Origin of the sequence: Bradyrhizobium genosp. A (assembly GCF_049949275.1) — a bacterium.
Classification (GTDB): domain Bacteria; phylum Pseudomonadota; class Alphaproteobacteria; order Rhizobiales; family Xanthobacteraceae; genus Bradyrhizobium.
Genome location: NZ_CP188196.1, coordinates 7,956,252 through 7,976,948, shown reverse-complemented (window position 1 = coordinate 7,976,948; position 20,697 = coordinate 7,956,252). Strand labels below are relative to the sequence as shown.

Below are 20,697 nucleotides of genomic sequence, written 5' to 3'. Positions count from 1 at the left end.
ATGATTCATATCGGGCGCATTAAAGTGCTCAGCGCCCGCAATTCGTCCCGTACGCGGTCAAGCACACTCTCGAATTCACGCGTTTCGGTCTGCCGGAACAGGCGCACGCTCGGATACCAGGGGCTGTCCGCGCGATCGAGCAGCCAGCGGTAGTCGGGCGTCCATGGCAGCAGGATCCAGGTCGGACGGCCAAGCGCGCCGGCGAGATGGGCAACGCTGGTGTCGACCGTGATCACGAGATCAAGACAGGCGATCAACGCCGCGGTCTCGACGAAGTCGGTGAGATCGGCGGTCAAATCGACAATGTCGCTTCTGTCCAGCAGCACCGCCGCATCGTTCGCGCGCGGGGCCTTCTGCAGGCTGACGAAGCTGGCATCGACGTCGAGGATACGGGTCAGCGTTCGCAGCGGAATCGAGCGGGTCTCGTCATTCACGTGGAATGGATCGCCGGACCAGACCAGGCCGACCCGGAGCCTGGTGCGAGGACCAAGACGATCCTCCCAGGCCTGAACTAGGCTGTCCGGAGGGGAGGGCAGATACGGTCCCGAGGGGATCGTATCGAGACGGGTCTTGAAGGCGAGCGGCAGGCTGGATATCGGGCAGTGCAAATCGAAAGCCGGCAGCGTGCCCATGGCCGACCTCGGAACACAATGGGATACACCGCTCAGCGTCGACATCAGCCGATGCAGCGGGTCTTGAACGACGAGAACAACGCGTGCTCCTCGCTCCGCCAGCATGGGGACGTAGCGGACGAAGTGAATGGTGTCGCCTAGTCCCTCGTCCGCCGCGACAAGGATCGTTTTTCCCTCTATGCTTTCACCACCGAGCCACATCGGTTGCTGAAACTGAGGGTGTCTTGCCGAAGGCAGTTTCAAACGGGTCTGGTGTCCGAGCCAGCCGGCTTCGAAATTGCCTGTCAGGAGGTGCACCAGCGACACATTCCACTCTGTCACCGTATTATTCAGCCCGAGTGACTTCATGCGATCGGACAGCGCGAAGACCTCGTCGAAGCGATGAAGGTGGAAAAGCGCGACCAGTTTGTTGTCGAAGGCATCCACGAAGCGCGGTTGGATCTCGATGGTTTTGTCGAACCATGCCAGCGCCTCTTCATTCCTGCCGAGCCGCCGCAACGAAAGACCCAGATTATTGCAGATCTCGGCATTGCTGGGATCGAGCTGGTGCGCCCGCCCGCCGTCGGTCGCGGAGTCCTCGAACCGTTTCAGGCAGTAGAGAACCCATGCGCGAGTCCGCAGCGTCGGGGCATGGTTGGGGAACAGGCTGTGGCTGAGGTCAAGACAGGCGATAGCCTCCTCGTTCCGTCCGAGCTTGTGGAGGAGAACCCCGCTCTTATACAGGGCGTCGTGATGATGTGGATTGAGCTTGAGCGCGTGTTGAAAGCTCGGCAGAGCTTGATCCAGGCGCGCAAGCTGAATGAAGATGTCGCCACGCTGCCGCCACAGCTCGGCGTCGTCAGGCCGAAGCTGTATCGCCTGGTCGAGGACGTTGAGTGCTTCGTCGCAGCGCCCATACTGCTGCAGGACCGTTGCGAAGCTCGCCAGATATTCGGGCTTCGGTGCACGCTGGATCGCGCGGACGATCCACTGCAGCGCATCGTTGTATTGCCTGGCCTGGAGAAACAGCAGCCCCATGAGATGCTGGGCGTCGGGGTGCTCGGCATCGATTCCGAGGGCCTGCTGGTAGCAGGCACGCGCGTCGAGATGCCGTCCGTCCCTGAAATGCGCAAGGCCCGCGTCGCAGAAAGCGGCTGCTGTGCTCATCGCTGCTCAAGTCCCGTTCATGGCGAACGTCACCTCAGTGGCGGCAGCGGCTTCTGACGGGCGCAACCCCGCCTCTTTGGCGTCGCGGTTGATTCGACTTCAACAGGGCGAGCTTGCGCGAAGGTTTCGGCCTCCCCGCACAGGCTGTCCCATTGCCTCACGTCGCAGGAATGTCAGCGCCAGCCGCGAATTCCTTGTCAGAGATCAAGGGCACCGGCGAATGGCGCCGTAGTTTGTGTCCAGACAAGGAGCTGCCGCTCGCCGTCTCCGCCGCCTGCTGCATCAACTCGGCATCACGCCATCTGCAAGCGGATCGTGGGTGATCAGTCCGAGGATCTCGTTGCTGGCAAAGCCAAGCGCCATCGGCCGGGTCACGCCGGGCACGACGGCAAGGTCGTAGAGCTCCGCCACCGCGCCATCGAGGCGGAACCAATGGACGCACGTCCCGCTGGCGAGATCGATCACCTGCACGCCGCACCAGGGCTCTGAATCCGCGTCCTCCAGCTTCTTGTCGAGCGCGAGCCCCTCGAAACGCTGGTAGCGCGGCTTCGACAGCCCGACGAAGGCGTAGTTGCCGTGAAAGGCGAGCCCGCGCAAAAAGCCGGGGCAGAAGGCGAGCCTGTGGAATTTGCCCGGGCTCGAGCCGGCGCCGGGCTCGATCCAGCCGAGTTCGCCCGTGCCCGAGTTCAGCAGCCAGAGGCGATCCCGATAAATCCGCGGCGAGTGCGGCATCGACAGGCCGCCGATGACGATCTCGCCCGACTGCACGTCGACGACGACACCGCCGCCGGCACGCCGGTCGCGCCAGCCATCGATGGTATCCGACCGGCTCACGGCGGTGACGTAGCGCGGCACGCCGTCTGCCATGGCGAGGCCGTTCAGGTGGCAGCGGTCCTCCTTGACGATTTTGGAGATGAAGGGCGGCTTCCACAGCGGTGTGAAGCTATGGCGCTCGGACGGCGTGGCGAGACAATTGTACAGCGTATTGACGAACACCACGCGCCCATCCTTGAGGACGCCGACGTCGTGCGCATCGATCTCGCCGGTCACGAAAATTTCGCGCGGCACATAGCAGGCGTCGAACAGGTCGTTGATGCGCTGCTCCGGTTCCAGCACGTTTTTGAATCGCACGATCTGGAACAGCGTCGCCAGCAGGATGGTGTCCTTGTCGGGAACGCAAATCCCCATCGCCTTGCGGAAGAAGCGCTCGTCAACCAGGAGCCCGCCATCGACGTTCTGCCCGAGGAGGTAGAATTTGCCCGACTGATAGGACGACACCGCAAGCGCGATGCGCTCGGCGCCGAGGAAAGCGGACAGGCCTGGCGACATCGAATAGGTGACGCGCTCTTCGGCCGGTGTGGTCTGCGGTTCGGCCGGCGCGATCTCGGCGCTCGCCCGAGGAGCGGCTGGCGCCGGCCCGTCTTCGTCACGCAAGCCGGATGACGGTTCCCGGTTCCGCTCGTCCATCTATTGTTCCCTCTGGTGCCACCGCCTCATCGGCTTGCTGAATCTCATCCGGGAACGCAAGTGTGTGTTTTTCACAACAGTTCGTGGCCGACTTTAATCCACGCAAAAAGTTTCGGGCGGGACGGCTGGAATTTTGCAATCAATGGCTTCGCTAGAGGAAGCCTTAGGGCTGGGAATTGGAAGATTAATGTCAGCGAGCGCGTTGCGTCGCCGGGCCCTGCTGTCGGGCAGCATGCTGGTGGCAGCGGTCGTCGGCTATGGCCGTCGCGCCTACGCGGCTTGCGTGAACAGCGGCGGCTCGACCTACCAGTGCTCGGGCGCCAACGCCACCACGCAGACGATCTTCCAAAACAACGCCACCGTCTCGACCCTTCCCGGGTTTAGCGTCAACACCGCCACGGGCAATGGCATAACGATCTCCGGCGCCGGCGCCATTTCCTACACCGACATCCACGCCTCGCCGGTCACTGCCTACTTCGCGGCGCTTTATGTCCGCGGCGGCAGCGTCACCATCAACAGCAATGGCGCGCTCAGCGCCGCCTATTTCGGCATCAATGCACGCAGCTACGGCACCGGCGCGATCACCATCACCGCCAACGGCAATGTCGGCACCACCGGCGTTGGCGGCTATAGCGGCATTTACGCAAGAAATAGCACCTCGGGCAACGATATCACCGTGACCACCGCCACGGGCACGACCGTGAGCGGCCGTCAGTACGGCATTAATGCGCGCAACGACGGCACCGGCGCGATCACGATCGCCGCCAACGGCGATGTCACTGGCGGCGTCATCAACGCAGTCAATCGCTCTGGCACCAGCACCAGCATCACCGAGACCACCGCCGCTGGCACGACGGTCAGCGGCATTTATGCGAGCAACTACGGCACCGGCGCGACCACCGTCACCGCCAACGGCAATGTCACCGGCAGTGGCATCCACGCGTTCAATATCTCTAGCACCAATAGCAGCAACGTCACCGTGACCACCGCCGCCGGCACGACGGTCAGCGGCATTCATGGCGGCAATTACGGAATTTGGGCGGGCAACTACGGCCATGGCGTGCTGACCATCACCGCCAACGGCGATGTCACCGGCAACGACAGTGGCATCCGCGCTAGCACCGGCGCCGGGGCCGCCGGTCTCAGCGTGACCACCGCCGCCGGCACGACGGTCGGCGGCAACGGCCTTTACGGCATTGATGTGCGCAACCGAGGCACCGGCGTGGTTTCCATCACAACCAACGGCGATGTCACCGGCGCCAATGGCGGCATCGTCGCGATAAACTACGGCGCAGCCAGTATTCTCAGCGTGACCACCGGGGCCAGCACGAGGGTGAGCGGCGGTCGTTACGGCATTTTTGCACGCAATATCGGCACCGGCGCGCTCACCATCACCGCCAACGGCAATGTCACCGGCACCGGTGGGATTGGCATCTACGCAATCAATTTCCCCGGCGCGGGAACCGATCTCAACGTGACGACCGGCCCCGGTACGACGGTCAGCGGTGCGACCCTCGGCATTCGTGCACGCAACTACGGCACCGGTGCGCTCACCATCACCGCCAACGGCGATGTCACCGGCATGTCGAGTAACGGCATCGATGCACAAAACAGCGCCGCCGGCACCAATCTGAGTGTGACCACCGGCGCCGGTGCGACGGTCACTGGCCACTACAACGGCATTCAAGCGCGCAACAACAACGCCAGCGCGCTCACCATTACCGCCAACGGCCATGTCACCGGCGCCCAGGACGGAATTTATGCGGCGAGCACCGGCGGCGCGATCGCCATCACGGTCGCCGCCACAGGCGCCGTGAGCAGCACCGGCACCGGCGCGACCCAGTTTGCCATCGAAACCAAAGGCGGCCCCGCGACCGTGACGGTGGCCGGGACGCTGAACGGCGGCGCCGGCGGCGCCGTCCAATTCGACCAGGCGACCGCCTTCGCCAATCGCCTCGCGTTGCAGACCGGCGCCGTCATCAACGGCAATGTGCTCGGCGGCACGGGCATCGACACCCTGGCGCTCAGCGGCACGGGTTCGGGGAGCTTCAATGTCGGCCAGCTCGTCGCCTTCGAGGCCGGCGAGAAGACCGAGGCCGGCAACTGGACGCTCACCGGCACCAACACCGGGATCACCACGTTCTCCGTCGGCGGCGGCACGCTCGTCGTCAACGGCAGCCTGAGCAACGCGGCTTTCACCGTGACCGCCGGCGTGCTCGCCGGCACCGGCACGGTCGGCAACGTCAGCGTGGCAGCGGGCGGCACGTTCGCGCCCGGCTCCGGCGTCGCCGGCAGCAGCATGACGGTTTCCGGCAATCTCGCGTTCCAATCCGGCGCGCTCTATCTCGTGCAGGTCAGTCCGGCGAGCGCATCGAGCGCCAATGTCGGAGGCACCGCGACGCTGACCGGCGGCAGCGTGCAGGCGGTGTTCGCGCCCGGCAGCTATGTGGCGAGGAGCTGGGACATCCTGCACGCGAGCGGCGGCCGCATCGGCACGCTCAGCTCCCTGAGCAGCAACCTGGGGGCCGGGTTCAGCGAAAGCTTGAGCTACACCGCGACCGACGTGTTCCTCAACCTCACCGCGACGCTGGGCGTCGGCGGCGGGCTCAATCAGAACCAGCAGAATGTTGCTGGGGCGATTAACGGTTACTTCAACAACGGCGGTGCGCTGCCGCCTAATTTCCTGCCCGTGTTCGGCCTGACCGGCGCCAACCTCGGCAACGCGCTGACGCTGCTTTCGGGCCAGGCCTCGACCGGGGCGCAGCAGGGCGCGTTCCAGCTCGGCAATCAGTTCCTCGGCATCATGCTCGATCCGTCCCTGGACGGCCGCGGCGGCGTTGGTATCGGCGGGCCGGCGACCGGCTTTGCGCCCGAGCGCGCGGCGCTGCCCGAGGACATCGCCCTCGCATACGCCAAGGTGATGAAGGCGCCCGCATCCAACGCCACGCCGGTCACTTTCGAGCAACGCTGGACCGCCTGGGCTGGCGCCTTCGGCGGCACCAACAAGACCAGCGGCGATCCGCTCGTGGTCGGCAGCCACGATCTCACCGCCCGGGCCGGCGGCGTTGCGTCCGGGCTCGATTATCACGTCAGCCCGGACGCCGTGCTCGGCTTCGCGCTCGCCGGCGGCGGCACCAAGTGGGACCTGGCGCAGGGGCTGGGCGGCGGCAAGAGCGACGCGTTCCAGGCCGGCGTCTATGGCGTGGCGCGCTCGGGTCCGGCTTACGTGGCGGCCGCGCTTGCGTTCGCCGAGCACTGGACCTCGACCGACCGCTTCGCCGCGCTCGCCGATCATCTCACCGCAAGCTTCAACGCGCAGAGCGTCGGCGGGCGCATTGAGACGGGCTATCGCTTCGGCGTGGCGGCGACGGGGATTGCGCCCTATGCCGCCTTGCAGGCGCAGAGCTTCCGCACGCCCACCTATGCCGAGGTCGATCTCACCGGCGGTGGCTTCGGACTCGCCTTCAACGGCCGCACCGCGACCGACACCCGCAGCGAAATGGGCGCGCGCTTCGATCATGTCGCGCCGATCACCGCCACCGCGGTGGTCACGCTGCGCGGCCGGCTTGCCTGGGCGCACGACTGGATCACCGACCCCTCGCTCACGGCCGTGTTCCAGGCCCTCCCCGGCGCGAGCTTCATCGTCAACGGCGCGGCACAAGCGAAGGACGCCGCGCTCGCTTCCGCCGGGGCGGAGGTACGCCTTGCCAATGGCGTGTCGTTCCTCGCCAAGTTCGACGGCGAGTTCGCCGGCCGCAGCAACACTTATGCCGGCACCGGGACAGTGCGCGTGGCTTGGTGATCCGGTGGGCGTTGAGGGCTCGCGCAACGACGGCAGCGATCCCTGGCCCAGCGATCCCTGGCTCAGCGATCCCTGGCTCAGGTGTGTCAGCGACAGCGACGGGTGTCCGTCAGGACGAAACCGGGCAAATTCCTAGTTGCTCAGGAACCACCGATCGATCTGAACGCTCCAGGTTTCGATCATATGGCTGAAGGCATCGTCAGTCAGATTGGCGAGGTCGGTTTTCCCTTGTTTCAGTCAAGGCGAGCCGACGCTGCCTGGGCCGCCCTACACGACTTCGACGGTCGCCGCGTCGAACTGGGTGCCGGCGCTGCGATGGCGGGCGAGCACCTCGCCTGATAGCTCCGACACCGTGTTTTGCGCGGTGCGATCCAGCATCGCGTGGACGCGCTGGCTTGATGCCGCCAGCACCGCGGGATCGAGCTTACCCTGGTCCACGCCGTTGATGATCGACCGGGCGAGGCCGCGGGCGCGTTCGGTATCGGTCAGATGCGAGCAGATCATCAGCATGTCGTTGCCGGCTTCCATGAAGCGTGCGCCGGAATCCGGCGCGTCGAGCCGGCCCGCCATTGCGCGCATGCCGACGTCGTCGGACACGATCACGCCGCGAAAATTCATCGCCTCGCGCAACAGCCCGTGCGTGATCGCGCGCGACAGCGTGACGGGATCGTTGGCGTCGAGCTTCCGGTACAGGATGTGCGACGTCATCATCATCTCGATGCCGCCAGCGATCGCGGCGGCAAACGGCAGCAGCTCGCGCGCCTTAATCTGGTCGAGGTCGAGGTCGAGCACCGGCAATTCGTGGTGCGAGTCCACCTGCGTATCGCCGTGCCCCGGAAAGTGCTTGCCGCAGGCCCGGACGCCGCGGCGTTCCATCGCCTTGGTGAACGGGAGCATCGACCTGATGACGTCGTCAGCCGTGCGGCCGAAGGCGCGCTCCCCGATCACGGGATTGGCGGGATTGCTGTGAATGTCGAGCACCGGCGCAAAATTCAGATTGCAGCCGAGCGAGGCGAGCTCGACGCCCATGGCGTCGCCGACCTGCTCCGCAGTGCCAGCCCAGCGCGCCGCGTAGGAAAAGCGCGTGATCGGCGGCGGCGTGCGGCACACGCGTCCGCCCTCATGGTCGATGGCGATGAACTGCTTGTCGCGCTGCGAGGCGTCGCGGATCGCGGCGATCAGGTCCCGGTGGATCGACAGCCAGTCCCGATATGGCAGATCGTGGCGGAAATTGCTCTTGTAGAGGATGACGCCGGCCGGCCGGAGATCCTGCAGCAGCGCGCGGTCGCGGTCATCCAGGACGCTGGTCGGCCGCAGCCCAATGAAGAAATGGTCACCGACCGTTGAAAGGAGGGAATCGTTCATCCGCCGGGGCCGCCACAGGTCGTTTCGGTTGAGTGAGATGGAGCCGGACGCAACGCGAACAGTCAGCCCCTGCGCGAGCCTTCGAGCCGCCCGCCTCGTTGCCGCAATATTCCAAATTTCCTCAACGGAATCAATAATCAAATCAAACGTCACGCGAAGCTGCGCCGGCAAGGTCAAGGTTGATCGCCTTGCCGGCGCGCAATCTTCACGCCGCAGCAAGCGCCGGCTGCGCCGGCCGCCGGCCGATCATCAGCGACAGCACGGCCGCGACGATGCCGGTTACACCCGCGATCATGAAGGCTTGCAGATAATCGCCCTGCGACGAGCGCATGAAGCCGGCAAAGAACGCGGCGCAGGCGGCGCCGAGCTGATGGCCGGCGACCACCCAGCCGAAGATGAGCGGCGCGTTCTTGTCGCCGAAGGCTTCATTGGCGATGCGCACGGTCGGCGGCACCGTCGCGATCCAGTCGAGACCGTAGAACACGGCAAAGACCGACAGGCTGACAAAGGAGAAATCTGAGTAGGGCAGGTAGATCAGCGACAGCCCGCGCAGGCCGTAATAGAAGAACAACAGCTTGCGCGGATCGAAGCGGTCGGTGAGCCAGCCCGACAGCGTGGTGCCGAACAGGTCGAAGAATCCCATCAGCGCCAGCAGGCTCGCGGCCTGCACTTCGAAGATGCCGTGGTCGCCGCAGAACGCGATCAGATGGGTGCCAACCAGGCCGTTGGTGGTGAAGCCGCAGATGAAGAAGGTCGCGAACAGGAACCAGAAGGTCTGTGTCTTCGCCGCGCGGACGAGGTTGCCGATCGCGGCGACGAACGGATTGCCCTGCGCCGGCGGTGCCGGATGGTCGTCATGCGTGCTGCCGTAGGAGCGCAGGCCGACCGACGCCGGCCGCTCCGGCACCAGAAAGTACACCAGCGGAATCAGCGCCGCGCAGCATGCGGCGACCGTCAGCACCACGGGCTTCCAGCCGCCCCATTCGACCAGCGATGCGAGGCCCGGCATGAAGATGAGCGTGCCGGTGGCCGTGCTCGCGGTCAAAAGCCCCATGACGAGGCCGCGATTGGTGGTGAACCAGCGATTGACGATGGTGGCGCCGAGCACGTTGGCGACCGCGCCCGAGCCGATGCCGGACAGCAGCCCCCAACTCATGAACAATTGCCAGGGCGCGGTCATGAAATAGCTCATAGCCGTCGAGACCGACATCAGCGCCAGCGCGCCCAGCACCGTGCGGCGGATGCCGAAGCGCTGCATCACCGCTGCGGCAAAGGGCCCCGCGAGGCCGTAGAGGAAGATGCCGACCGCCGCTGACGACGAGATCACGCCGACGTCCCAGCCAAAGGCCTTCTGCAGCGGCAGCATCAGCACGCCCGGCGTTGCACGCAGGCCGGCCGAGGCCAGCAGCGCCAGGAAGATCACGGCGACGACCACGAAGGCATAGTTTCGGCCGAACGGCCGCGGCGAGACGGGGGAGGATTGAATAGAGGCTTCGGGCATGTTACTTACCGGTACGTATTGCGATGCGGTACCAATACGTACCGGTCAGTAACATTGTCAAGCCCAAACCCAGGCCCATGCCTGATGCCGGACAAAGCCAGATGACGAAAAAGGCCGAGAAATCCGTAGACACGCCCCTCCGTGCCGCCGACCGGATTCGCGCATCCGCCAGCGAGCTGTTCTACCGCGAAGGCATCCGCGCCGTCGGCGTCGACGAGGTGGTGGATCGGGCCGGCGTCACCAAGCCGAGCCTCTACCGCAGCTTCGCCTCCAAGGACGATCTCGCGGCCGCCTATTTGCGCGACTACGATCTGAGCTTCTGGGAAAATTTCGAGCGCCCCGGCGGCAGGACCTACGGCAATGCGCGCGATCACGTGCTCGCCTATATCGGCCAGCTCGCACCGCGTGCCATCGCCAAGGGCTATCGCGGCTGCGGCCTCAGCAACGCTGCGGTGGAATATCCGTCGCGCGACAATCCCGCGCGTCAGGTCGCCGAAGCCCACAAGAAGGTCTTCCGCAAGCGCCTGCGCGAGCTCGCGGGCGCCATGGGCGCGCGTCAGCCAAATGTGCTCGGCGACGCGCTGCTGCTCCTGATCGAAGGCATCTATGTCACCGGCCAGCAGTCCGAAGACGGCCCGGCGCAATCGGCGCTCGCGGCGGCGAAGCTGCTGATCGACGCGAGTGTGAAGGCGGGGTGAGGGGTTTGGCTATCTCGTAAGCGAAAAGCGTGGCGTGAAGCTCGCCCGCGGCCATCCTTCGAGACGCCCGCCTCCGGCGGGCCCTCAGGATGAGGTCACGATTTGCGGCGAGATATGAGACCCTGATGGTGAGGAGCCCGCTAAAGCGGGCGTCTCGAACCATGCAGGCCCAGCTCTTCCGGTGATCTCCAACCGTGATATGCGATAGCCCTAGGTGAGCCGGTGATCCCGCGCGTCAGCGCCGGCCGTCCTGAGCCGGCTCATATGGCGCGATCACGTCGTTTCGTCTCGCCGGCAAAACCAGCAAGGCCGACAACGACGCCATCGTTGCGAAGCTCCGCGACAGCCACAAGGTCATGACGGTGCGCCGCGCCGGCGTCGCCAAGGGCCAATGCATCCGCGTGACTCCGGCACTCTTTACCGACGAGGCCGATCTCGACCGCCTCGTCGAGGCGCTCGCCGTCGTCACCGGGACGAAGACGGGGTGAGCCCGGGCGAGGGGGCTGCGGAGCGTGCGTCAACTGCGCTTGATTGACTGGATCAGGTCCCAGCGGTTGCCACAGAGATCCTCGAACACCGCAACGACGCCATAGGCCTCCTGCCGTGGCGGCCGAACGAAGCGGACGCCGGCGGCGATCATGCGCGCATGATCGCGCTCGAAATCATCAGTCTCCAGGAACAGGAAGACGCGCCCTCCGGTCTGGTCGCCGATGCGTGCCGCTTGAATCGGACCGTCCGCCTTCGCCAGCAGCAGGCCGCAGCCTGAACTGCCCGGCGGTCGCACGACCACCCAGCGCTTGCCGCCGCCGAGCGGCGTGTCCTCGCAAAGCTCGAAATTCAGAGCGCCCGTGAAGAAGGCGATCGCTTCGTCATAGTCCGCGACCACGAGACTGATGAGGGACAGATGCTGATTCATCGCACAATCCGGCGAATGGCGGCAAGTTCGCTATCAGGAAGACGAGGATAGCACGACATCGGCCAGGCTGCGCGATCGCCAGAGGTCGCGCAGCCCAATTTGCAGGAACTTCCAGTTTTTCCCCACGTTGAACCGACGGCTCGCACAAGCGGCCGGCTCGCGAGATGAAGAACTTTTCCAACGCAGAATTTTCCCCCGAGGTGATCGCGCTCATGACCACCGCACTGGAAGCTGCGGTCGCGACCCTGCCGGAGCCCGTGCATTCCTCGCACGTCAACGCGCTCGCCGAGTCCATCCTGCGTACGGCCGATGCTGGAGAGCGCGATGTAGCGAACTTGCAGAGGATCGCCTTGCTGGAGCTGCAACTGGCGCCGCGCAACTGATGAGGCCGATATGAAGACAATAGCCGCCGTTGTCATTGCCCTGTCTGCCGTGTCCCCGGCTCTTGCCTGGGCCGACAGCTGGACCACCTATCGCATTCCCGAGACTGGAACTTCGGTCGACATTCCCGGCTCGGTCTTCACGGAGCAGGCCGGAAAACCCGACGGATACGGCCAGCAATTTCGCACGCCCGATGGCGGCGCCGATCTCACCGTACAGGCCGTTCGCCGACAACAAGGTGTCTCGCCCGCCGCATTCCTTGCTGCGAAGCAGCCGCCGCCGGGAATCGTCTACAAGCGGATCACGCCCGACTTCTTCGTCGTTTCCAGCATCAAGCGTGACAAGATCTGGTATGACCGCTGCAACTTCACCAGCCGTTACGTGCATTGCGTGCTGATCAACTATCCCGCCGTCGAAAAGCAGCAATGGGACCAGGTCGTGACGCGTATCAGCCATAGCCTGAGCGGCGGCTGAACCGGGTCACAAGCAAAAGCGCAGCCTGACCGCCAACGCGACGAGAAGACCGCGCTCGGTCGCTTCCGCGCCCGCGCGGTCCCAGCAGCCTTCAGAACGCGCCAGCGAACAGGACATATCGAAAGATCGGCATCAACAACGACCGGGCATGCAGCAAGCGCGCGCGTGCACGGCGGGCGGCGCTCAGGCAGCCCGCCGTGCGGCGGAGTTAGTCGACCTCCTGGATGACCATGCGCGATTCGGGATCGACCAGCATCACGTGGCTGCCCGAATAGACGTAGCGATACTTGGTGAGCGACGGACCCCAATCGCTTGGCACCGTCGCGAGCTCGACGTCACGCGGGACCGGCGAGCCGACCACGATCTTTTCGCGCGTCTCGACCGGGCGGATCTTGTGCTCGGTGACGTAGGAATGGATCTTGGTGCGATATTCCGGTTCGATCTGCACGGCTGCATGCCCGGCGCCGGTGGTGGTGACAACAGTGGATTGCGCCATTGCGCTCGTCGACACGAGCAGAGCGGCGGCTGAAATCAGCAGGAACTTCTTCATCGCGTTCTCCCTCGCCGCTGGATGCGGCGCTGCGATGAACTCGTGATCGGCCTGCTCGTTCCGAATGAACGAGGGAACATTTGCCGGTCTTTCCTATTGCCCTTTCGCGCAGCAAGCGCGGCGATGTCGAGCGGGGAGCAGGCGCTGGAAATCGGAACCCGTGACTGCCGGCGCGCTGGGAAAAATTCAACGCCAGCCAAGCGCCGGCGCGACGTGCGTCAAGATCGCCTCGATCGCATGGGCGCAATAGTCCACGCCGAGCTGATTGGGGATGGTCAGCAGCAGCGTGTCGGCCTCGGCAATCGCCTCATCCTGTCGCAACTGCTCGATCAGCACGTCCGGCTCGGCGGCATAGGAGCGGCCGAAGATCGCGCGTGTGCTGGGATCAATGAAGCCGATCTGGTCCTCGCCTCCGCGCTCGCCGCCGAAATAGGCGCGGTCGCGATCGTCGATCAGCGCAAAGATGCTGCGGCTGACGGAGACGCGCGGCTCGCGGGTGTGGCCTGCTTCCTTCCACGCCGCGCGATAGCTACGGATTTGCGCGGCCTGCTGCACGTGAAAAGCCTCGCCAGTTTCGTCGTTCTTCAGCGTCGAGCTTTGCAAATTCATGCCGAGTTTTGCAGCCCATACCGCGGTGGCGTTCGAGCCGGCGCCCCACCAGATCCGTTCGCGCAGGCCCGCGGCATGCGGCTCCAGGCGCAACAGGCCGGGTGGGTTGGGAAACATCGGCTGCGGATTGGGCTCGGCAAAACCCTCGCCCCGCAAGAGATCGAGGAAGACTTCCGCGTGGCGCCGGCCCATGTCGGCGTCGCTCTGGCCCTCGGCCGGCCGATAACCGAAATAGCGCCAGCCGTCGATCACCTGCTCCGGCGAGCCGCGGCTGATGCCGAGTTGGAGCCGTCCGCCGGCAATGAGATCGGCGGAGCCCGCATCCTCCACCATGTAAAGCGGGTTCTCGTAGCGCATGTCGATCACGGCCGTGCCGATCTCGATCGTGCTGGTCCTGGCGCCGACCGCGGCGAGCAGGGGAAAGGGCGAAGCCAGCTGCCGCGCGAAATGATGCACGCGGAAATACGCGCCGTCCAACCCGAGCTGTTCCGCCGCGACGGCCAGCTCGATCGATTGCAGCAGCGTGTCCGCCGCCGAACGGGTCTGCGATTGCGGCGAGGGTGTCCAATGTCCGAAGGAGAGAAATCCGATTTTCTTCATGACACCAATCTATGGACGATCAGGCCTGTTTGCGATGGGCCGGCCCGAGCGAGGCGGTGTATCTTTTGCGTCGTTAGGTCGCGTTTTGCGGCGAGATATTAGACCCTCATGGTGAGGAGCCCGCCAAAGCGGGCGTCTCGAACCATGCAGGCCGAGCTCGTCCGGCCTCCCGCAGCCATATGCGATAGCCTTGCCCAAAATCCAAGGGCCTTGATGTCCAGCAGTGACGATGACGCGCCTATCGGCTTGAAATAATGCGTGGCTACGGAAAGTTGCCCGGAATTCCCATAGCGCCCATGGCGTCCGCGCTTTGCGCAGACACGGCAGGCAGTTCCCCCTTAACCATTTCGCTCTACCGTGGGCTGAATTAGCTGGCGATTGTCGGCACGGGTGTTGCCTCCTTGCGACAGCAAGGCACGTTCAGCCGGTATAGACTGGTCGAGATCCGAAGCCCCTGTGCGGTCTTCGGCTGTGAATCGTCCACTGGTGGGTCAAGTCGTGAGTAAAGCCGGTGATTGAGACGGGTCGCATCGTTGCCCCAGCAGTCTGGTTCGCCTTGTCGATCGCCGCGGCCCTTGGCGGTTGTGCCGGACGTCCCTCGCAGGGCGTTCTCGTTCCAACAGCGCAGGTCGCTCCCGGAAACACAAATGTCCCTATCTACGTCGTAACCAATCGCAAGCGATCCGACGTCGATCCGGGAGAGATGTTCAGCGGTGAACGTTCGGACGAACTGTCCTTTGCCGAGGTGACCGTCTCGATCCCGCCGGATGCCGCGCGGAAGATCGGCGAAGTGCAGTGGCCGGCGAGCCTGCCCGGCGACCCCCAACGGGATTTCACGACCGTGTCGGCGGACTATCTCGACAAGACGCACTTCGCTGCGTCTGTCACCGCGGCGATGAAGCAGTCCGGTCGCAACAAGGTGCTTGTCTTCGTCCACGGCTTCAACAACCGCTTCGATGATGCGGTCTACCGCTTCGCGCAGATCGTTCACGATTCCAAGGTGCCGGTCGTTCCTGTGCTTTTCACCTGGCCATCGCGCGGCGAGCTGAGGCTGCGCGCCTATACGTATGACCGGGAAAGCGCCAATTTCTCGCGAGACGCGCTCGACAATCTGTTGAGCACGCTCGACGCCTCCCCTGCCGTCGGCGAAGTCTATCTTCTGGCTCATTCGATGGGCAATTGGATCGCACTGGAAGCGCTGCGTACGCGTGCGATCCGCGGCCCTTCTGTCGCGTCGAAACGCAGCAAGCTGAAGAATGTGATACTGGTGGCACCCGACGTGGATGTCGATGTCTTCCGCTCGCAACTGAACCGGATGGGCGGCGCGCGGCCCCCCATCTCGCTGTTTGTCTCGCGTGACGACGGCGCGCTCTCGCTGTCGAAGACGATATGGGGCGACGTCGCCCGCCTGGGCGATATCGACCCGACTCAGGAGCCTTACCGAAGCGAGCTCGCGCGGGATCGGATCGACGTCTACGATCTGACCAAGCTGGCGGTCGCCGGCGATGACGCGCATGACCGGGCTTTCGAGCAGGCGGGTTCTGTCGTCGCGATGATGCGCCAACGCATGGCGCACGGCCAGGTCCTCGGCGAGCAAAAGGTGGACACAAATCCGCTCGCGCGGCTCGCCGAATAGCCGTGACGCTTCATGCGTAGGCTACCCAGCCGCGGAAAGTGAACCCGGTGTAGAACAGCGTCGGGTCGGAGAAGCCGGCGTCGTGCAAAATCGCTTCATCGCGCTCGGGTGCCAGAATGCTCAATTGCCCGTCGATCGCTTTCCGGGCGGCAGCCGCCTTGTCGGGCTCGACGCCGGAAGCCGCCAGAAACGCGGAATATCGCGAGAACCAAACGGGCCGCTCGTCGGCGCCGTCGGGGATGCTGAAATGGGCAACCACGAAGGGCGCACCCGGCTTGAGGCGGCGGCGGATCTCGGAGGCTATTCGCAGCCGCTCCTCGGCGCCGACGAAGTGCAGGGTCAGGAGGCAGGTGGCGCCGTCGAATGGCCCGGCCGGTGCATCGTCGACATAGCCCCGGTGGAGATCCGCACGCGAAGCGAATGAGCCCAACGTTTGCTTCGCGAGATCCAGCATCGCCGCGGACGGGTCCACGCCGTCAAAGGTCCAGAGCGGCTGAGCCTGCGCGAAGGCCCTCAACTCCAGGCCACCGCCGGCGCCGAGGACGAGTACTCGCGCATCGTCGGTTGCGCGCTCGGCCAAGAGGATCGCAGCCATGGACAGCATCGCATTGTAGCCTGGAACGAACCGCGGCGGTCCTTCCGTGTATTTCGCCACCATCTCCGGATCGGAGAACGCGTTCTGAATGTCGGTCAAGATATTGTCCTGCTGAATGAGATCGTCACGCGTGATGCGCGCTCATGCCCTGAAGCTTTCGAGACCCGAGTCGCTTGCGCAGAACGTCGCTCAGCATCGCCAGCGTCACCTCGCCAAAGCGCGCCAGCAGCAGCGTCTCCGCATCGCTGAATGCCTGATCGAGGGCGGCATTGACGGCCTGCTCGACCAGGCAACCCGGCGCCTCGGTTCGATTGCCCATGGCGAGAAGCGAAGGGCTGCCGAGCGCAATGTAGACGTCGCGCAGCGTCACCTTCGACAGGTCGCAAGCGAGCGTCCAGCCGCCGCCGTGCCCCTTCTCGGAGCGGACGTAACCGAGGTCCCGCAAGCCCGCCATGACGCGGCGGATCACCACCGGGTTGGTGTCCATCGCCTTCGCCAGTGTCTCTGACGTGAAGGGACCGGGCTGCTGCGCCATGTGGAGGAGGACATGGAGCACGCCAGATAATCGGCTGTCTCGTTTCATGTAACTTACAATGTTGCATGATTGAGCTGACGTCAACCGGTTTCGCGCGTATGATGACGGCAAGCCTTTCTGAATTTGGACGAGAATCTAAGTTCTGGCGGTCGTTGCCAGATCGGAGGCCGAGTCATGGCTCGCACAGTTCGGAAGTCCGGAGCGAAAGAGGTCCCGCTCTCCGAGATCAAGGATAATCTGTCTCGCTACCTTCGTGAGGCCGAGACGCAGGAGATCGTTATCACGCGTCATGGCAAGCCGGCCGGTGTGCTGATTGGATTCGAATCGGGGGACGACTGGTTCGAATACCGCTTGGAGCATGATCCTCGTTTCGTGCAACGCGTCGAACAGGCGCGGAACAGCCTGCGTGCGGGACGCGGTGTGAAGCTCAAGGATATCGATACGGAGTAGCGGAGGCGCCCATATCACGATGATGCCATCCTGCGCCTGTTTTGCCCGACGGGTCAAGCGATTTTCGGTTTTTCGGAAATGTCGTGCTCGGACAACACGCTTATGCGCGATGTCGATTCATGCCCATCTCATCGCGCCTTAAGCTCTTGATTTCGCTAACCCCGGCTACTGTGCATGGGGTTGTTTTCGACTTTTGTTTTGAAGGCGCGAAGGTGTCAGGAGAGATCCGGCGTCCGCCCGCTATTTCATCACCCGCAGACCCTTGGTCGTGAACCGCTGCGTCTTGCCGCCGGGGCGGAGCGGACGCTTGGTGCCGGCGGCCTTGCCGGTGCCGGGCGGCTGGTGCGCAGGCACGAGCTGGTCGGGGCGTGAGCCGATCAGGTCGCGGCGGCCCATCTCGATTAAGGCTTCGCGCAGCACGGGCCAATTGTCGGGGTCGTGATAGCGCAGGAACGCCTTGTGCAGGCGGCGCTGACGCAGGCCCTTGATCGCTTCGACCTTGTCGCTGCCGCCGCGGCGCACGCCGCGCAGCGGATTGACGCCGGTGTGGTACATCGCCGTTGCGGTCGCCATCGGCGAGGGCAGGAAGGTCTGCACCTGGTCGGCGCGATAACGGTTCTTCTTGAGCCAGAGCGCGAGGTTCATCATGTCCTCGTCGGTCGTGCCCGGATGCGCCGCGATGAAGTACGGGATCAGATAGTATTTCTTGCCGGCCTGCTCGGCGGCAGCATCGAACATCCGCTTGAACTTGTTGTAGGCGCCGATGCCCGGCTTCATCATCTTGTCGAGCGGGCCGCGCTCGGTATGCTCAGGGGCGATCTTCAGGTAGCCGCCGACGTGATGGGTGACGAGCTCCTTGATGTATTCGGGGCTCTCGACCGCGAGGTCGTAGCGCACGCCCGAGGCGACCATCACCTTCTTGATGCCCTTGGTCTCGCGCACCTTGCGATAGAGCCGGATCAGATCGTCATGCGAGGTGTTGAGGTTCGGGCAGATCTCGGGGAAGACGCAGGACGGCCGGCGGCACGCGGCCTCGACCTTCGGGTCCTTGCACGCCATCCGGTACATGTTGGCGGTGGGGCCGCCGATGTCGGAGATCACGCCGGTGAAGCCCGGCGTCTTGTCGCGGATCTTTTCGATCTCGCGCAGGATCGAGCCTTCCGAGCGGTTCTGGATGATGCGGCCCTCGTGCTCGGTGATCGAGCAGAAGGTGCAGCCGCCGAAACAGCCGCGCATGATCGTGACCGAGAACTTGATCATGTCCCAGGCGGGGATTCTTGCCTCGCCATAGGACGGATGCGGCGCGCGCGCGTAAGGCAGGTCGTAGACCGCGTCCATCTCCTCGCTGGTCAGCGGGATCGGCGGCGGGTTGAGCCAGAGGTCGCGGTCGCCGTGCCGCTGCACCAGCGGACGCGCGTTGCCGGGATTGCTCTCACGATGCAGCACGCGCGACGCGCGCGCATAAGCTTCCTTGTCCTGCTCGACCTGCTCCAGCGCCGGCAGACGGATCACCGTCGCGCCTTTCTGGCGCGTGGCGCCCTCGTCGGCGGAATCGAGATCGTCGGCGTGCAGCTCGGCATAGTCCTCGGGCACGCGGCGAAACAGTGCGACGCCCCTGATGTCGTCGAGCTCGCGGGGCGCTTCGCCCGCGGCGAGGCGGTTGGCGACTTCGACGACGGCGCGCTCGGCGTTGCCGTAGAGCAGCAGATCGGCCTTGGCGTCGGCCAGCACCGAGCGGCGCACCTTGTCGGACCAGTAGTCGTAATGCGCGATCCGGCGCAGCGACGCCTCGATGCCGCCGAGCACGATCGGCACATCCTTGAACGCCTCGCGGCAGCGCTGCGCGTAGACGATGGTGCAGCGGTCCGGCCGCTTGCCGCCTTCGCCGCCGGCCGTATAGGCGTCGTCGCTGCGCAGGCGGCGATCCGCGGTGTAGCGGTTCACCATGGAGTCCATGTTGCCGCCGGTGACGCCGAAGAACACTTTTGGCTTGCCTAACGCCCTGAACGGCTCGGCCGACTGCCAGTCCGGCTGCGCGATGATGCCGACGCGGAAACCCTGCGCCTCGAGCAGGCGGCCAATGATCGCCATGCCAAAGCTCGGATGGTCGACATAGGCATCGCCCGTCACCAGCACGATGTCGCAGGCGTCCCAGCCGAGCGCGTCCATCTCGGCGCGGCTCATCGGGAGGAACGGCGCCGGCTTGCGCGGGCGCGCCTGGGCCATCAGGGGCTTTTCGGCGGTGATGATTTGGGTGTCCATGGCGCACAGGCATAGGGCTCCGGGCTACCGAATACAACCGACGGACGCGTGAAAGATTAAGGTTCCGCAGGCGGCAAACCGGGCGGGGCGGGCGTCGAGCCGACAGCGTATCCCTGCCGCGTGAGGAACCATCTGCCTTCGCGAACATTTTGATGGGAGAGTTCGCGGCGAGCCCGGCGCGCGCTTGTATCCAGGATCTGGATCGCCTCGATATTCGCCTCGGCGGTGGGGGAGCTGTGAGTACAGTCATCGAGAATTTGCTGTCGCGGAAGCAGAAGCTTGTGGAACAACTCGAGAAGACGCAGTCGGTCGAGGACCGCGACAAAATTGAGCACCAGCTCGAACAGATCAACACCGCGCTGGATTTTCTCGACAGGCCGGGATCGAGAGACGCGCGGTAGGATCGCTCAGTCCACGCTTAACGCTCTTGCGTAGACCAGGCCCGAATTGGTGATGTGCGTCGTCATCGCCGCTTCGAAGGAGGCGTGCTCGCCGCGCGCGAACAGATCGAGCAGCTTGCGATGCTCGTCGAAGGAGGCGCGGGTGCGCACGTCGATCGGCGAGGTCAGATTGGTGCGGAGCGCGGCGACGCGGCCCGAGACGAGCTGGTAGGATTCGGCGAGGTAGCGGTTGCCGCAATGTGCGAACAGGCCCTCGTGAAAGCTGGCGTCGGCGCGGCCATAGGCGATGTTGTCCTTGGCCTCGACCGCCGGCTCCATCGCCGCGATCGCATCGTTCATGGTCGCGATCGCGCCGTCGCGGTCGTGGCGAAAGGCGAGCTCGGCGGCCTTGGGTTCGAGCGCGATGCGGAAGGTGCAGAGCGCATTGATGTCCTCCGCGCTCGGCGTGAACACAAAACTGCCGACCTGCGGCCGGATCACCACGAGCCCCTGCGCCTGCAACTGGCCCATCGCCTCGCGCACCGGCGTACGGCTGACGCCAAAGGAATTTGCCACCATCTCCTCGGAGATGGCAGCACCGAGCGCAAACTCACCGTCGATGATCGCCTGCCGCAGCCGCAGCATCACCCGCTGCGACAGCGATTTCGGCGCATCGAGCTTCAGCGAGCGCATGGATG

The 20,697-nt window shown here is 64.7% G+C and carries 19 protein-coding genes; 8 read left to right on the top strand and 11 right to left on the bottom strand.

Annotation, left to right across the window (positions count from 1 at the left end; all coding sequences use genetic code 11):
* Positions 1-5 precede the first annotated feature (5 nt).
* Both ACP2YP_RS37365 and ACP2YP_RS37360 read right to left on the bottom strand, forming a co-directional pair.
* The gene (locus ACP2YP_RS37365; protein WP_426421293.1) at positions 6-1,778 is read right to left on the bottom strand and encodes a tetratricopeptide repeat protein; all 1,773 of its coding nucleotides are present in this window, start codon (positions 1,776-1,778) and stop codon (positions 6-8) included.
* A gap of 282 nt (positions 1,779-2,060) precedes the next feature.
* Positions 2,061-3,245 carry a TIGR03032 family protein gene (locus ACP2YP_RS37360; RefSeq protein ID WP_426421292.1) on the bottom strand — a complete coding sequence of 395 codons (1,185 nt, stop codon included), beginning with the start codon at positions 3,243-3,245 and terminating at the stop codon, positions 2,061-2,063.
* Between the two features lie 187 nt (positions 3,246-3,432).
* On the opposite strand from ACP2YP_RS37360, the gene ACP2YP_RS37355 reads away from it, so the two are divergent.
* Entirely contained in the window at positions 3,433-7,047 is a 3,615-nt protein-coding gene (locus ACP2YP_RS37355; protein WP_426421291.1) for an autotransporter domain-containing protein, read from the top strand.
* 267 nt (positions 7,048-7,314) lie between these two features.
* On the opposite strand, the gene ACP2YP_RS37350 is transcribed toward ACP2YP_RS37355, so the two are convergent.
* Positions 7,315-8,412 carry a glycoside hydrolase family 3 N-terminal domain-containing protein gene (locus ACP2YP_RS37350; protein ID WP_426421290.1) on the bottom strand — a complete coding sequence of 366 codons (1,098 nt, stop codon included), beginning with the start codon at positions 8,410-8,412 and terminating at the stop codon, positions 7,315-7,317.
* Positions 8,413-8,617: 205 nt separating this feature from the next.
* Positions 8,618-9,913, bottom strand: a complete 1,296-nt coding sequence (locus ACP2YP_RS37345; protein ID WP_426421289.1) for an MFS transporter — start codon at positions 9,911-9,913, stop codon at positions 8,618-8,620.
* A 101-nt stretch (positions 9,914-10,014) separates the two neighbouring features.
* Here ACP2YP_RS37345 and ACP2YP_RS37340 point away from each other — a divergent pair, with 101 nt between their 5' ends.
* Both ACP2YP_RS37340 and ACP2YP_RS37335 read left to right on the top strand, forming a co-directional pair.
* On the top strand, positions 10,015-10,611 hold the full coding sequence (locus ACP2YP_RS37340; RefSeq protein WP_426421288.1) for a TetR/AcrR family transcriptional regulator: 597 nt from the start codon (positions 10,015-10,017) through the stop codon (positions 10,609-10,611).
* A gap of 356 nt (positions 10,612-10,967) precedes the next feature.
* A complete protein-coding gene (locus tag ACP2YP_RS37335; RefSeq protein ID WP_426421287.1) occupies positions 10,968-11,099 on the top strand; it encodes a hypothetical protein in 132 nt (43 codons plus the stop codon).
* Positions 11,100-11,128: 29 nt separating this feature from the next.
* On the opposite strand, the gene ACP2YP_RS37330 is transcribed toward ACP2YP_RS37335, so the two are convergent.
* A complete protein-coding gene (locus ACP2YP_RS37330) occupies positions 11,129-11,527 on the bottom strand; it encodes a VOC family protein (RefSeq protein WP_426421286.1) in 399 nt (132 codons plus the stop codon).
* Between the two features lie 164 nt (positions 11,528-11,691).
* Between ACP2YP_RS37330 and ACP2YP_RS37325 the strand changes: the two genes are divergently transcribed.
* Positions 11,692-11,910, top strand: coding sequence for a hypothetical protein (locus ACP2YP_RS37325; protein WP_426421285.1), 219 nt, complete (start codon positions 11,692-11,694; stop codon positions 11,908-11,910).
* Positions 11,911-11,920: 10 nt separating this feature from the next.
* Complete coding sequence (locus ACP2YP_RS37320; protein WP_426421284.1) at positions 11,921-12,382, top strand: hypothetical protein; 462 nt, start codon at positions 11,921-11,923, stop codon at positions 12,380-12,382.
* Between the two features lie 208 nt (positions 12,383-12,590).
* Here ACP2YP_RS37320 and ACP2YP_RS37315 read toward each other — a convergent pair whose 3' ends face one another.
* Together ACP2YP_RS37315 and ACP2YP_RS37310 are read right to left on the bottom strand one after the other, a co-directional pair.
* A complete protein-coding gene (locus ACP2YP_RS37315) occupies positions 12,591-12,932 on the bottom strand; it encodes a DUF1236 domain-containing protein (RefSeq protein ID WP_426421283.1) in 342 nt (113 codons plus the stop codon).
* A gap of 186 nt (positions 12,933-13,118) precedes the next feature.
* Positions 13,119-14,141, bottom strand: coding sequence for an LLM class flavin-dependent oxidoreductase (locus ACP2YP_RS37310; RefSeq protein WP_426421282.1), 1,023 nt, complete (start codon positions 14,139-14,141; stop codon positions 13,119-13,121).
* Between the two features lie 703 nt (positions 14,142-14,844).
* Here ACP2YP_RS37310 and ACP2YP_RS37305 point away from each other — a divergent pair.
* The gene (locus ACP2YP_RS37305; RefSeq protein WP_426421281.1) at positions 14,845-15,777 is read left to right on the top strand and encodes an alpha/beta hydrolase; all 933 of its coding nucleotides are present in this window, start codon (positions 14,845-14,847) and stop codon (positions 15,775-15,777) included.
* Between the two features lie 10 nt (positions 15,778-15,787).
* On the opposite strand, the gene ACP2YP_RS37300 is transcribed toward ACP2YP_RS37305, so the two are convergent.
* Positions 15,788-16,435: a class I SAM-dependent methyltransferase gene (locus ACP2YP_RS37300; RefSeq protein ID WP_426426413.1), complete on the bottom strand. Its 648-nt coding sequence runs from the start codon at positions 16,433-16,435 to the stop codon at positions 15,788-15,790.
* A gap of 61 nt (positions 16,436-16,496) precedes the next feature.
* On the bottom strand, positions 16,497-16,955 hold the full coding sequence (locus ACP2YP_RS37295) for an Rrf2 family transcriptional regulator (RefSeq protein WP_426421280.1): 459 nt from the start codon (positions 16,953-16,955) through the stop codon (positions 16,497-16,499).
* 126 nt (positions 16,956-17,081) lie between these two features.
* On the opposite strand from ACP2YP_RS37295, the gene ACP2YP_RS37290 reads away from it, so the two are divergent.
* A complete protein-coding gene (locus tag ACP2YP_RS37290) occupies positions 17,082-17,357 on the top strand; it encodes a type II toxin-antitoxin system Phd/YefM family antitoxin (RefSeq protein WP_426421279.1) in 276 nt (91 codons plus the stop codon).
* 240 nt (positions 17,358-17,597) lie between these two features.
* Here the strand turns inward: ACP2YP_RS37290 and ACP2YP_RS37285 are convergent, their stop codons facing one another.
* Positions 17,598-19,619, bottom strand: coding sequence for a YgiQ family radical SAM protein (locus ACP2YP_RS37285; protein WP_426421278.1), 2,022 nt, complete (start codon positions 19,617-19,619; stop codon positions 17,598-17,600).
* A gap of 152 nt (positions 19,620-19,771) precedes the next feature.
* Between ACP2YP_RS37285 and ACP2YP_RS37280 the strand changes: the two genes are divergently transcribed.
* A complete protein-coding gene (locus ACP2YP_RS37280) occupies positions 19,772-20,020 on the top strand; it encodes a hypothetical protein (RefSeq protein ID WP_426421277.1) in 249 nt (82 codons plus the stop codon).
* A gap of 6 nt (positions 20,021-20,026) precedes the next feature.
* Here ACP2YP_RS37280 and ACP2YP_RS37275 read toward each other — a convergent pair whose 3' ends face one another.
* Entirely contained in the window at positions 20,027-20,692 is a 666-nt protein-coding gene (locus ACP2YP_RS37275) for a GntR family transcriptional regulator (protein ID WP_426421276.1), read from the bottom strand.
* Positions 20,693-20,697: the final 5 nt, after the last annotated feature.

What these genes read in the sequence shown, in the direction of transcription:
- ACP2YP_RS37340 (WP_426421288.1), top strand. Translation starts at nt 10,015, where the DNA reads ATGACGAAAAAGGCCGAGAAATCCGTAGACACGCCCCTCCGTGCCGCC.
- ACP2YP_RS37285 (WP_426421278.1), bottom strand. Translation starts at nt 19,619, where the DNA reads ATGGACACCCAAATCATCACCGCCGAAAAGCCCCTGATGGCCCAGGCG.
- ACP2YP_RS37325 (WP_426421285.1), top strand. Translation starts at nt 11,692, where the DNA reads ATGAAGAACTTTTCCAACGCAGAATTTTCCCCCGAGGTGATCGCGCTC.
- ACP2YP_RS37345 (WP_426421289.1), bottom strand. Translation starts at nt 9,913, where the DNA reads ATGCCCGAAGCCTCTATTCAATCCTCCCCCGTCTCGCCGCGGCCGTTC.
- ACP2YP_RS37360 (WP_426421292.1), bottom strand. Translation starts at nt 3,245, where the DNA reads ATGGACGAGCGGAACCGGGAACCGTCATCCGGCTTGCGTGACGAAGAC.
- ACP2YP_RS37315 (WP_426421283.1), bottom strand. Translation starts at nt 12,932, where the DNA reads ATGAAGAAGTTCCTGCTGATTTCAGCCGCCGCTCTGCTCGTGTCGACG.
- ACP2YP_RS37280 (WP_426421277.1), top strand. Translation starts at nt 19,772, where the DNA reads ATGGGAGAGTTCGCGGCGAGCCCGGCGCGCGCTTGTATCCAGGATCTG.
- ACP2YP_RS37365 (WP_426421293.1), bottom strand. Translation starts at nt 1,778, where the DNA reads ATGAGCACAGCAGCCGCTTTCTGCGACGCGGGCCTTGCGCATTTCAGG.
- ACP2YP_RS37320 (WP_426421284.1), top strand. Translation starts at nt 11,921, where the DNA reads ATGAAGACAATAGCCGCCGTTGTCATTGCCCTGTCTGCCGTGTCCCCG.
- ACP2YP_RS37300 (WP_426426413.1), bottom strand. Translation starts at nt 16,435, where the DNA reads ATGGTGGCGAAATACACGGAAGGACCGCCGCGGTTCGTTCCAGGCTAC.
- ACP2YP_RS37290 (WP_426421279.1), top strand. Translation starts at nt 17,082, where the DNA reads ATGGCTCGCACAGTTCGGAAGTCCGGAGCGAAAGAGGTCCCGCTCTCC.
- ACP2YP_RS37305 (WP_426421281.1), top strand. Translation starts at nt 14,845, where the DNA reads ATGTTCAGCGGTGAACGTTCGGACGAACTGTCCTTTGCCGAGGTGACC.
- ACP2YP_RS37310 (WP_426421282.1), bottom strand. Translation starts at nt 14,141, where the DNA reads ATGAAGAAAATCGGATTTCTCTCCTTCGGACATTGGACACCCTCGCCG.
- ACP2YP_RS37355 (WP_426421291.1), top strand. Translation starts at nt 3,433, where the DNA reads ATGTCAGCGAGCGCGTTGCGTCGCCGGGCCCTGCTGTCGGGCAGCATG.
- ACP2YP_RS37295 (WP_426421280.1), bottom strand. Translation starts at nt 16,955, where the DNA reads ATGAAACGAGACAGCCGATTATCTGGCGTGCTCCATGTCCTCCTCCAC.
- ACP2YP_RS37335 (WP_426421287.1), top strand. Translation starts at nt 10,968, where the DNA reads ATGACGGTGCGCCGCGCCGGCGTCGCCAAGGGCCAATGCATCCGCGTG.
- ACP2YP_RS37330 (WP_426421286.1), bottom strand. Translation starts at nt 11,527, where the DNA reads ATGAATCAGCATCTGTCCCTCATCAGTCTCGTGGTCGCGGACTATGAC.
- ACP2YP_RS37350 (WP_426421290.1), bottom strand. Translation starts at nt 8,412, where the DNA reads ATGAACGATTCCCTCCTTTCAACGGTCGGTGACCATTTCTTCATTGGG.
- ACP2YP_RS37275 (WP_426421276.1), bottom strand. Translation starts at nt 20,692, where the DNA reads ATGCGCTCGCTGAAGCTCGATGCGCCGAAATCGCTGTCGCAGCGGGTG.